Here is an 11,962-nt window from a genome sequence, read left to right on the forward strand (position 1 = left end):
TCGACCGGATCGCTGCGTACGTCCGCTATCTGCAGGAGAATTCCCAGGAGGTGGAACTCCTCTTCAATGAACTTTTGATCTGTGTGACCAGCTTTTTTCCGCGACCCGGCGGCATGGGAACAGCTGAAGGGAGAGTTTATTCCGGCACTCCTGGCGGGCCGCCCGGCCGGCGGGGTGCTGCGGGCCTGGTCGGCCGGCTGCTCCACCGGGGAGGAGGCGTATTCGCTGGCCATCGCCTTCAGGGAGGCGTTGGAGCAGGTCAAGCCCACGGAGAGTTTCAAGCTGCAGATCTTTGCCACCGACCTGGATCGGGACGCCATCGACAAGGCCCGCCAGGGGGTCTATCCGGCCAACATCGCCGCTGACATTTCTGCCGAGCGCCTGCGCCGGTATTTTATCCAGGAAGGAAGCGGCTACCGGATCGGCAAGGAGATCCGGGAAATGGTGACCTTCGCCACCCAGAACGTCATCATGGACCCCCCCTTTACCAAGCTGGATATCCTCATCTGCCGCAACCTTCTCATCTATCTGACGCCGGAACTGCAGAAAAAGCTCCTGCCCCTCTTCCACTACAGCCTGAACCCGGGCGGCATCCTGTTTCTGGGGAGCGCCGAGACCGTCAGCACCTTCACCGATCTCTTCGCGCCGCTGAACACCAAGTCGAGACTCTTCCGGCGGCGCGAATCGGTGCTGCCGGCCGAACCGGTGGCGTTTCCCTCTTCGTTTGTACCGGCCCTGCCGGGAGTTCCCAAGGAGATGACGATGATGAAACCTGCGGCCAACCTCCAGACGCTGGCGGACCAGCTGCTCCTGCAGCACTTTTCCCCGCCCGCCGTGCTGGTCAACGACAAGGGTGACATCCTCTACATCAGCGGGCGGACCGGCAAATATCTTGAGCCGGCGGCCGGCAAGGCCAACTGGAATATTTTCGCCATGCCCGCGAAGGGCTCCGTTTCGATCTGGGAAGCGCCTTCCAGAAGGCGGTCCGGAACAGGGAGGCGATCACCCTCAAGGGGCTCAAGGTCGGGGAGAACGGCGGCACGCAGACCGTTGATGTCACGGTCCGGGCGATCGAGGAGCCGGAGTCGCTGCGGGGGATGGTGATGATCGTCTTTACCGACGTGGCGACGCCCCCGGAAAAGAAAGCAACCGGCCGCGCCAGGAACTCTCCGGCAGGCAGTGCCCGAGTGCTCGAACTGGAGCAGGAACTCCGGCAGGTGCGCGAAGAACTGCAGACGACCCGCGAGGAGATGCAGTCCTCCCAGGAGGAGCTCAAATCCACCAACGAGGAGTTGCAGTCCACCAACGAGGAGCTGACCACCTCCCGGGAAGAGATGCAATCCCTGAACGAAGAACTGCAGACGGTGAACGCCGAGCAGCAGTCCAAAATGGACGAGCTTGCACGCATGAACAACGACATGAGGAACCTGCTCAACAGCACGGAAATCGTCACCGTGTTCCTGGACAACGACCTCCATGTCCGGCGGTTCACCACCGGGGCGAACAAACTCTTCAAGCTGATCCCGGGCGATGTGGGGCGGCCCCTCAGCGACATCGCCAGCGACCTCCTCTATCCCGGCATGACCGAAGAGGCCCGGGAGGTGCTGCGGACGCTGGTCTTTTCGGAGAAGCAGATCGCCGCCACCGACGGGCGCTGGTTTTCGGTGCGCATCATGCCCTACCGCACCATGGAAGACGTCATCGGCGGGGTGGTGATCACCTTTGCGGACATCACCGCGGCAAAGACGCTGGAGGCGGAACTGCGCGAGGAGATTTCACGGCAGAAGGCTAAAGACTGAAGGCAGAAGTTAAAAAATATAGTAGTCTTAACGGGTGGGCTGTTTCCAGCCGCCTTCAGCCTTGACCTTCCCCCGGAATTGTGGACAGTCCGAAAAGCTGCTACAACAGAGCACGGAGGACTGTCATGGTATCAAGGAGAAAACGTTTTACCCGCGAGTTCAAAGTTGAAACGGTCAAGTTGACCGTCGATGGCGACAGCAGTGTTGCCCAGATTGCCACTGACCTGGGAATTCACCCCAACACGCTTTACAAATGGATTCGGCAGTATTCCGACAAGCCGGATGACGCGTTTCCCGGTACCGGGCACCTGAGCTCCGAAGCCGAGACGATCCGCCAGCTCAAGCGTGAGAATGAGCGGCTGAAGATGGAGCGTGACATTTTAAAAAAAGCCATGGCCATCTTTTCCAAAGACCAGAAATGATCTTCCGCTTCATGCACGATCATCAGGCGGAGTTTCCGGTCGCGGTCATGTGCTCCGTGTTCCAGGTGTCCCGTAGCGGCTATTATGCCTGGAGTACGCGTCCTGAAAGCCGACGGAGCAAGGAGACCCGCGAGCTTTGCCAGGAGATTGCGCAAATCCACCGGGACAGCAAGGGCATTTACGGTAGCCCAAAGGTTCACAAAGAACTGCGTCGCCGTGGCAAACGGCACGGCAAGAACCGAATCGCCCGCCTGATGCGGAAAGATGGCCTGTACGCCAAGACGAAGCGGAAGTTCAAAGTGACCACTGACTCGCGCCATAGCCAACCAGTGGCGAACAACCTTCTCAACCGGGAGTTCAACCCGGCCCGGCCCAACCAGGTGTGGGCCAGCGACATCACCTACATCTGGACCGCTGAAGGCTGGCTGTACCTGGCGGTTGTTATCGACCTGTACTCCCGCACTATCGTCGGTTGGTCCATGGCAGAACGGATGACCCGGCAACTGGTCATGGCAGCCCTGACGCTGGCGGTCAAGAGGCGTAACCCGCCCCGTGGCGTGTTGCATCACTCTGACCGTGGGGCGCAGTACGCCAGCGAAGACTATCAGGTGCTGTTGGCCAAGCACGGCATGATCTGCAGCATGAGCCGCACCGGCAACTGCTGGGACAATGCTCCGGTTGAGAGCTTCTTCGGCATACTGAAACGGGAGCTTGTTTTCCACAGCCGCTATCACAGCCGAGCGCAGGCCCGGCAAAGTATCTTTGACTATATCGAGCGATTCTATAACCGCCGAAGGATTCATGCGTCCCTCGGCTATCTGACACCCAGTGAGTTCGAGGAACTCAACCTTGCAGCCTAATCTACTGTCCACAAAACTGGGGTAAGTTCACCTGAATCAAAGGGTTTGCAATGGGAATCGACAAAGACAAGGGATTGTCTGAGGATACCGCCAACCTGCGCCACCGTGCCGAAGAGCGGTTAAGTGAAACCAGGGCGGAACGCCCCCCGCCCCGGACCGATGCAGAGACGCAGAGGCTCGTCCATGAGCTCGAGGTCCACCATATCGAGTTGGAGATGCAGAATGCAGAGCTGCGCCGGGCCCGGGAGGAGCTTGAGGCATCGCTCAACAGGTATGCCGAACTCTATGATTTTGCACCCGTCGGCTATTTCACCTTTGATGCCCACGGAGTGATCCGGGAGGTGAATCTTACCGGCGCCCAACTGCTGGGAATAGAGCGGCAACTGCTCGTCAACAAACCCTTTGCCGATTTTATTGCCGATGCAGGCGACCGGGAGATTTTTTCCAACCATCTCGCATTGACGCTGCAGCGGCAGGTCATGCTCAGATGTGAAATCCGTCTCACGAGAAATGACGGCACGGTGATCCATGGCCAGCTTCAGAGCGTAGCGGTCACCATCGAAATCATGGAAGGTTCTATCCTCACCTCCATCGTTGACGGCACGGTCCGCAGGCAGCTGGAAGAGGCGCTGCAAAATGCCCATGACGAGCTGGAGCTTGCGGTACATGAGCGGACCGGAGAGCTGACGAGGGCCAATGTGCGACTCTCGCGGGAAATAGAGGAGCGCAAGGGGGCGGAAGAGTCGCTCCAGGGGGCATTTGCGGAAATCAGCCACCTGAAAGACCGGCTCAGGGTCGAGAACATCTACCTGCGGCAGGAGGTTGACCGGGAGTACAACTTCGGCGAGATCGTCGGGCAAAGCAATGCCATGGAGTATGTATTCTTCCGGGTCGAGCAGGTGGCCCCCCAGGATGCGACCGTTCTCCTCCTTGGCGAGACCGGCACCGGCAAGGGCATGGTCGCGCGGGCCATCCACGGCAGGAGTTCCCGCAAGGACCGGCCGATGATAACGGTCAACTGCACGGCACTGCCGGCTAACCTCATCGAAAGCGAGCTCTTCGGGAGGGAGAAGGGTGCGTTCACCGGGGCTGATGCCCGGCAGATGGGGCGCTTCGAACTGGCCGACGGCGGAACCATATTTCTCGATGAAATCGGCGAGATGCCCCTGGATCTGCAGTGCAAGCTGCTCCGGGTCATCCAGGACGGCGAGTTCGAGCGCCTGGGCAGCCCCCGCACCATCAAAGTCGATGTCCGGATCATCGCGGCCAGCAACCGGAACCTGGAGGAAGAGATCCGCGCGGGGCGGTTCCGGGAAGACCTGTTCTACCGGCTCAATGTTTTCCCCATCACGATCCCGCCACTGCGGCAGCGCACGGAAGACATTCCGCTGCTCGTCACGTATTTTGTCGCCAAATACAACAAGAAAATCGGCAAGAAGATAGAGACCGTTTCGAAAGAGACCATGAAGATCCTCCAGGAATATCAATGGCCCGGCAACGTGCGGGAGCTGGAAAGTGTCATAGAGCGGTCTGTCATCACCAGCCAGGGGACTACACTCCAGGTACTGGACCGGTTCGATACGTTCCGCAACACAGAGGAACTGGCAGAGCAGGACGTCAAAGTCCTCGCCGACCTGGAACAGGATCACATCCTCCAGGTGCTCCAGAAAACCGGCTGGCGCATCGAGGGGAAAAACGGGGCGGCGGTTCTCCTTGGTCTCAACCCCAGCACCCTTCGCGCCCGGATGCGGAAATACGGCATCCGCCGTCAATATAGGTAAAGCGTACACGGATTGCACGTAATTGCCTCAATGGTACCCGTCATATATGGCAGTTACGTTACAAATGACGGATATCGCTGACGGATTTCCCTTCCCCCCGCACCCTTCCCTTCCATATTACCCCGCACAATCAACCCCTTGCATTGGCAGTATCCGCAGGTCTCCTCTGGCTCGTTAGTTGCGATGCACCATCTGAGCAGAACATGAACACCGTCGTGTTGTTGCGGTACTACGAGCTGTTGTCAGGGGAGGATGTCATGAAAGGACTGTGCACATGATGATGTGCAACTTACGCGGCCATGGTTACCGTAGGCAAGCATGCGATTATTGAGAAAGGAGATGAGAAATGAAGAAGAGTCTGGTGTTGTCACTGTTACTGGTTCTAGGGTTGGCCTTGTCTTCAGGCTGCACAACTCTGCAAACTTGGCCAGATCAGGAAAGAAGCGCGGAGAGCAAGATGGTTGTGATCCAGGAAAAGATTGGAGATGGACTGAAAACCGGGGCGCTGACACCCGATCAATCCCAGATGTACCTTGCGTCACTGAAGGGTATTCGAACCGACTATGCCGAGCTCAGAGACAAAAGGGTCTCCCTGGAAGAATGGAACAACCTCCAGGGAAGGCTTGATACGCTTGGAGATGAGATACACAAAGCGAGTTCCCGAACTACGCGGATCGAAGAGCCGCTTAATGGGGAGCGGATTGTCTCCCTCCAGAGAAGAATTGACGATGGACGCATCAGCAGGCGCTTACCTCTGACTGAGGGGAGAGAACTCCAAGCCAGGCTTGACTCCATTCGGGGTGATTACCTGCGGATGACAGAAGGGGGCCGATACACGACTCATAATGAGCGAACAGACATATCCCGTCGACTTGATTCATTGGAAATTGATATGAATCGGTTCCGGTAGGATATCACCTTCAAAGGAGGCAAGCTCTGGAAAAATGGCAGAGAGAATTCTACGAGTTGGAAAATGTCAGATTCAAACCCTTTGACCGGGAAGAAATTCATCAGCACAAACGACATGAGGTCACCATGAAATCGAGCATCAGGGACAAAGCGGAAGTCAAGCTTCGCGAAGTGAAGGGCAAAGTCAAGGAGATCGCTGGGAAACTCACCGATAATCCCGAACTGGATGCCAAAGACAAAGCCGAAATATTGGCCGGAAAAGTCCAGGAGAAGGTGGGCGAGGTCAAGGAGTACGTTAACTGACGAACAGTTCAAGGAAAAGAAGACGATGATGGTGGTGGTGTCCATGCAGCCGGGTGGGAAAAAACCGGCAAAGACGCGATGAAAAAACAATAATATTCATTACAAGGAGATCTTTTCTATGAAAAAACTCTATTCCCTGTTTCTGATGTCAGCTGCCGTCGCCCTGTTGGCAATCAGCGTTCCTTCCCATGCGTCCAAGTTGGATGACCGCATCGAATCATCCGCCCAAAAGACCCATGTGTTCAAGACCTACCTTAAGAACGACAAGGTCAGGGTCGATTCCGAGGACGGTGTCGTAACCCTGACGGGGACCGTCTCGGAGGAATCCCACAAGTCATTGGCCCAGGAAACCGTGGCGGGCCTGCCCGGCGTCAAGAGCGTTGACAACCGGCTGGAAGTCAAAGGGGAGCACCCCGCTGAAAAGCCGGATTTGTGGCTCGCCGCAAAGGTCAAATCCACACTCCTGTACCATCGGAGCGTGAGCGGCTTCAAAACCGAGGTTGACGTCAAGGACGGCATCGTGACCCTGCGAGGCAACGCCCCCAGCCAGGCACAAAAGGAATTGACGGCTGAATACGCCAGGGACATCGAAGGAGTCAAAGGCATAAACAATGAAATGACCGTGACAAAGACCTCGAAAAAGACGCGGACGATGGGCGACAAGATCGATGACACATCCATCACTGCCCTCGTCAAGATGACTCTGCTCAGTCACCGCTCGACCAGTGCCCTCAACACCTCGGTCACTACGAAGAATGGCGTGGTTACCTTGACCGGCAAGGCCAAAAACTCAGCCGAACAGGATCTGGCCACCAAACTCGCCAAAGACGTTAACGGCGTGAAGAGCGTAGAGAACCGGATGACCATCGAGTAGTTTAGTTCATGAACCAACGAGGCTGAATGGTTACTGCCGGCATGGTGCTGCTCCAGCCGGCAGTAATCACAGGAATCAGTAAGGAGGATAGCATGTTGTGGACAATAGCAGTGATTCTGATCGTTCTCTGGGCGCTGGGGCTGGTGAGCGGCTACACGCTCGGTTCTTTCATTCACGTCCTGCTGGTCATCGCCATTATCGTTCTGCTTGTCGGGTCCATCCAGGGGCGGAGATCGTAGTGACTCCCTGCCATCAACCGCGTGATGTCTGAAGGATAGTGTCCATGATCGAGGCAATAATCAAGATAGCGATGCCACCCGAAAAGCGGAAGGAGGTCCTCCAGACCTTCAAGGCAATACTCGCCCAGATTCGGCGGGAGCAGGGCTGCATAAGCTGCAATTGCTACGTGGATATCGAGGATGAAAACTCTATCCTCTTCATGGAGGAGTGGCAGAGCCGTGAGAACCTGGACACCCATCTGAGGTCCGTCCATTTCGGGGTTCTGATCGGGGTAATGAAACTGCTCAAGAAAGCGCCGGACATCAGGTTCAACACCATTGTCTCCACGGCGGGAGCAGAAGCGGTGGACGCAGCGCGAGGGTGAGGAAATGTCATGAAAGAGAGGCTACGCAATGGTGAACACCGTACGCACACTCCGTGCAGCAATCGTGGCGGCAGCCATTCTTATGGCGGGCTGTGGTTCCAAATCATCCTCTCATACGGCGGGGGGGGGTAACGTCGTAAGCATCGACCCCGCGGTACTGTTGGCCGATATCACCAGCAGCATTCAGCAACCCATTGCCAGAGCATTGGGCGGTTGGGAGTGGGGCAGTTTCATCAGCAACTTCGGCACTCTTCTGACCAGCTTCAGGTATACCCTCGAAATGCAGAAGGTTACCTATCAATCCACCGGGGCAGACGGCGCGGTACACACCATGACCGGGCTGCTGATTCTCCCGAAGGCAATTCTGGCCGCCAAGCCATCGGTGCCGATCCTCATGTATCAGCACGGCACCGAGGTTTACCGCCCCTTCTCTCCGTCCCAGTATCTGACCCACCGGAACAGGCCCGCTGACTATCCGGAAGTGATGGTCGCAGCCGCCATCGCCTCCACCGGCTACGCCGTTGCCCTGATCGATTACGAGGGGATGGGGGACAATACCGCTACCCAGCCCCATGTCGTTGGAGCCACCCTTGCGCGGCAGGTGATCGACTTGCTCAGGGCAAGCCGCGACATAATCGGCGGGACAACGGGGAGCAGCAGCTCTCCCTGCTCGTGGAACGGGCAGCTCTTTCTCATGGGGTATTCCGAGGGGGGATACGTGACCATGGCGGCAACGCGGGAACTGCAGCTCAACCATGCCGCGGAGTTCACCGTAACCGCCTCAGCGCCCCTCTCCGGCCCCCATGACCTCTCCGGCGTCATGCGTGGGGTAATGCTCTCGGACAGCACCTTCAAGGCCCCCTACTTTATTCCCATGGTGCTCACCAGCTACAACTACGCCTATGGGGGGCAGACGACCCTCTTCAACCCCGGCACCGCCATGCTCTCCCCCTACAACACTGCAATCCCGCCGCTCTTCGACGGCAACACAACCTCGGATACCATCAGCGAGGCGATGGGGATGACCTTCAGTCCGGTAAACCTGATCGTGCCGAAGAGCACCCTGACCCAGCAGTTCATTGACCAGCTCACCCTCAACACGAGCCCTGTGGTCGCCTTCCTGAAGCAGAACGACTCCTACCGCTTGCCCGGCAACGTGAATTCCGTCTGGGTGCCGACCGTACCGATGCGGATGATTCACCACAAGAGCGACGACCTAGTTCCCTACGGCAACTCCCAGGTAGCCTTCAACGCCTTCAGCACTGCCGGCGCCAAGAATCACGTTCCTAGGGGTCCTGGAGTCGAACTGGTGGAAGAGGCCGTCACCATCAACATTTCGACCGACCCGGTCAAGACGATCCACTTCTCAGCTGCCTTCCCGGAGTTGAGCCGTGGGTGGAACTGGCTCGACAGCTTCAGGAAATAGGCATGAAAAAGGAGTGATAGGTGAACAGGAATAACCGGGAGTTCCGGGGGGAGCGGTACTCGGGGTGAATCCAATTTTACATACATCGTGGGATACTCGGGACACCATGACAATCGCCAAGCCCTATTTTTTGTTCATTCTGTTCGTGTCCATCGTGGGCCTCGGCACGGGATGCGCGACCTTGCCCAACGTCTCTGATGTGATTGATGGAGCGCCGACGGCACAGAAGCCCCGTCAGATCCTTTCGTCCAAGGGCCTGTTATCTCCCCAGAAAAGCAAGGCTGTCATGGAACGGCTGAAGCGGTCGGTCGACCCGACGGACGTTCTGGGACGCCACACTGCCGTGGTGGAGTCGGTCACTGACAGCCCGCTCACGAAGGGGAACACGATCACCCTGCTCGCCGATGGCCCGGTCACCTATGCCGCAATGTTCAAGGCGCTCCAGAATGCCAAAGACCATATCAACCTTGAAAGCTATATCTTCGAAGATGACGAAACAGGTCGCAGGTTTGCCGATCTGTTGCTGCAAAAACAATCGGAAGGTGTCCAGGTAAATCTCATCTATGACAGTGTGGGGAGCATGAATACCCCCGCTGCCTTTTTCCAGCGCCTGCGCGACGGCGGGATAGAGGTGGTTGAATTCAACCCCATAAATCCACTGGAAGACAGGGAACACTGGGGACTGACACACCGGGACCACCGCAAGATCCTGATAGCCGACGGCACCGTCGCCATTATCGGGGGGATCAACATCAGCGAGGTTTATTCGAGCAGTCCCCTCAAACGGAAACAGCAGGAAAAGGCGCCAATTCACTGGCGTGACACGGACGTTCAGATCGAAGGGCCGGCCGTGGCTGAATTACAGAAGCTCTTTCTTGACACATGGGTGAAGCAGAAGGGACCGCACCATTCCGAACGGAACTACTTCCCCGACCTGAAAGACGCAGGGAATGCCCTGGTGCGAGTGGTCGGCAGCACCCCGGGGGAGACCAACCGGATCCCTTTCATTGTCTATGTGTCGGCCATTACGTTTGCGGAGCATTCGATCCACCTGACGAATTCCTACTTCATCCCCGACGACCAGATCCTGAAGGCCCTCACGGATGCCGCCAAGCGGGGTGTAGACGTAAAGATCATCCTCCCCGGGACCACCGATTCCCAACTGGCATTTCATGCCCAGAGACACCATTATTCCGTGCTGCTGAAGTCGGGAGTGAAGGTCTACGAGCACAGCACCTCCCTGCTGCACGCGAAAACCGCGGTCATTGACAAGGTCTGGTCAACCGTCGGCTCAACCAACATGGACTTCCTGAGCATGCTGAACAATGACGAGGTGAATGCGGTCATCCTGAGCAAGGAGTTTGCCGTCGAAATGGAGAGCATGTTTGCCGGGGATCTGACGGAATCCCGGCAGATCCAGTGGGACGAGTGGAAAGACAGGCCCTTGTTGCCCAGGTTCAGGGAGTGGTTTATGAATCTATTCGTCCGATGGTTGTAGCATTGAGGCTAGTGGCTTTATTATGGTGGGAGTGCATCATGCGAACCAGATGTAACCAATCAGATTCTTTGCAAAATATGCCTGACCATAGTCGCCGCCATGATTCTTTTGTGTGCCGATTCCGCGTCTGCAGGCGCCGCACGTGGAAAGAATGTTCCACCGCTACCCTGACAACCTGAAGGATAAGATCAACCATGCAAACCGACAAGGACATGAACATGCCAACTACGGCCGCCGGGTTGCGCCGCGCAGAAGAACAGCTGACCGCGAAAGCGCTTGAAGCGGGCCTCTCCCGAACGGGCGATGAGACGCAGCGGCTCCTTCACGAACTGCAGGTCCACCAGATCGAGCTGGAGATGCAGAATGCAGAGCTCCGCCAGGCCGGGGAAGAGATGGAGACGGCACTGGAAAAGTACACCGACCTCTACGATTTCGCCCCGGTCGGCTACTTCACCCTCGACCGCGACGGAGTTGTCCAGGCCGCCAACCTCACCGCAGCGGGGCTCCTCGGGATAGAGCGCGCCCGGCTGCTGGGCCGACGCTTCGGGCACTTCGTCGCCGATGAGGCCCGTCCCGCCTTCGCCGCGTTCCTCACAAGGGTATTGGAAAGCCGGGCCAAAGAGGTCTGTGAAGTGGCGCTCCTGAAAGGGGGAACGCAGCCGCTCTTTGTGCAGATCGAAGCCGTGGCCGCGGCATCGGGGCAGGAGTGCCGCGCCGCGATCATCGATATTTCCACGCGCAGGCAGCTGGAGGAGAGGCTCGACATTCTGCACACCGACCTGGCCGCCCGCGCCACCGAACTGGTCGCCGCCAATATCGAACTGGAGGCATTCAATTACACGGTCTCCCATGACCTGCGCAAACCACTGACTCTCATCAACAGCTACTGCCAGGTGGTTCAGGAACTCTGCGGCAGCAAACTCGACGGGCAATGCCGGGGATACATCCGGGATATGTACGAAGGCACCCTGAGGATGAACCGGCTCATTGATACCCTGCTCGATTTTTCACGCATCACCCACGTCGAAATGCGCCAGGAAAAGGTTGACTTGAGCACGATGGCGAAGAACGTTGCCAGGGAGCTGAAAGTGACGGCACCGGAGCGTCGGGTCTCCTTCAGAATCCCGGAGGGAATCGTGGTCCACGGTGACGCGGCACTGTTGCGGGTTGTTCTGGACAACCTCATGGGAAACGCCTGGAAGCATACCGGCAACCGGGAGGAGACGGTCATTGAATTCGGCATGACGGATAGTGCCGGGAAGCCGGCGTTCTTTGTACGGGACAACGGGCCGGGCTTCGACATGGCGCTTGCAGACACGCTGTTCATTCCGTTCCAGCGGCTCCCCGGAACGGACGCTGAGGGGAGCGGCATCGGCCTGGCCACGGTGGAGAGGATCGTCAGGCGCCACGGCGGGCGAATCTGGGCGGAGGGAAAGCCGGGCGCGGGGGCGACGTTCCATTTCACCCTTGAGTGAACCGCCTGAAC

At 57.7% G+C, this 11,962-nt stretch carries 12 protein-coding genes; all 12 read left to right on the forward strand.

The genetic code is table 11. The features are described 5' to 3' along the window. Positions 1-150 precede the first annotated feature (150 nt). A complete protein-coding gene (locus AABA48_RS13705; RefSeq protein ID WP_286352537.1) occupies positions 151-1,104 on the forward strand; it encodes a CheR family methyltransferase in 954 nt (317 codons plus the stop codon). Then, positions 1,098-1,799 (forward strand): PAS domain-containing protein, encoded by a 702-nt coding sequence (locus AABA48_RS13710; protein WP_338270665.1) that lies wholly within the window; start codon positions 1,098-1,100, stop codon positions 1,797-1,799. Before AABA48_RS13705 ends, AABA48_RS13710 begins: the two co-directional genes overlap by 7 nt. A gap of 125 nt (positions 1,800-1,924) precedes the next feature. After that, positions 1,925-3,081 (forward strand): IS3 family transposase gene (locus tag AABA48_RS13715; RefSeq protein WP_338270666.1). Its coding sequence is split into 2 segments (ribosomal slippage): positions 1,925-2,180 and positions 2,180-3,081, totalling 1,158 coding nucleotides; the frame shifts between segments, so codons are not numbered across the junction. 50 nt (positions 3,082-3,131) lie between these two features. Next, on the forward strand, positions 3,132-4,862 hold the full coding sequence (locus tag AABA48_RS13720) for a sigma-54 interaction domain-containing protein (RefSeq protein WP_286350918.1): 1,731 nt from the start codon (positions 3,132-3,134) through the stop codon (positions 4,860-4,862). Positions 4,863-5,208: 346 nt separating this feature from the next. Further along, entirely contained in the window at positions 5,209-5,772 is a 564-nt protein-coding gene (locus AABA48_RS13725) for a hypothetical protein (protein ID WP_286350919.1), read from the forward strand. Between the two features lie 125 nt (positions 5,773-5,897). Then, positions 5,898-6,074 carry a CsbD family protein gene (locus tag AABA48_RS13730; protein ID WP_286350920.1) on the forward strand — a complete coding sequence of 59 codons (177 nt, stop codon included), beginning with the start codon at positions 5,898-5,900 and terminating at the stop codon, positions 6,072-6,074. 118 nt (positions 6,075-6,192) lie between these two features. Then, positions 6,193-6,948 carry a BON domain-containing protein gene (locus tag AABA48_RS13735; protein WP_286350921.1) on the forward strand — a complete coding sequence of 252 codons (756 nt, stop codon included), beginning with the start codon at positions 6,193-6,195 and terminating at the stop codon, positions 6,946-6,948. A 92-nt stretch (positions 6,949-7,040) separates the two neighbouring features. After that, entirely contained in the window at positions 7,041-7,187 is a 147-nt protein-coding gene (locus AABA48_RS13740; RefSeq protein WP_286350922.1) for a lmo0937 family membrane protein, read from the forward strand. A gap of 44 nt (positions 7,188-7,231) precedes the next feature. Beyond that, positions 7,232-7,552, forward strand: a complete 321-nt coding sequence (locus AABA48_RS13745; RefSeq protein ID WP_286350923.1) for a putative quinol monooxygenase — start codon at positions 7,232-7,234, stop codon at positions 7,550-7,552. A gap of 28 nt (positions 7,553-7,580) precedes the next feature. After that, entirely contained in the window at positions 7,581-8,978 is a 1,398-nt protein-coding gene (locus AABA48_RS13750) for an alpha/beta hydrolase (protein ID WP_286350924.1), read from the forward strand. 106 nt (positions 8,979-9,084) lie between these two features. After that, entirely contained in the window at positions 9,085-10,476 is a 1,392-nt protein-coding gene (gene cls, locus AABA48_RS13755; RefSeq protein ID WP_286350925.1) for a cardiolipin synthase, read from the forward strand. A gap of 194 nt (positions 10,477-10,670) precedes the next feature. Further along, the gene (locus AABA48_RS13760; protein ID WP_338270667.1) at positions 10,671-11,951 is read left to right on the forward strand and encodes a sensor histidine kinase; all 1,281 of its coding nucleotides are present in this window, start codon (positions 10,671-10,673) and stop codon (positions 11,949-11,951) included. Positions 11,952-11,962: the final 11 nt, after the last annotated feature.

Origin of the sequence: Geobacter sp. 60473 (assembly GCF_036323535.1) — a bacterium.
Classification (GTDB): domain Bacteria; phylum Desulfobacterota; class Desulfuromonadia; order Geobacterales; family Geobacteraceae; genus Geobacter; species Geobacter sulfurreducens.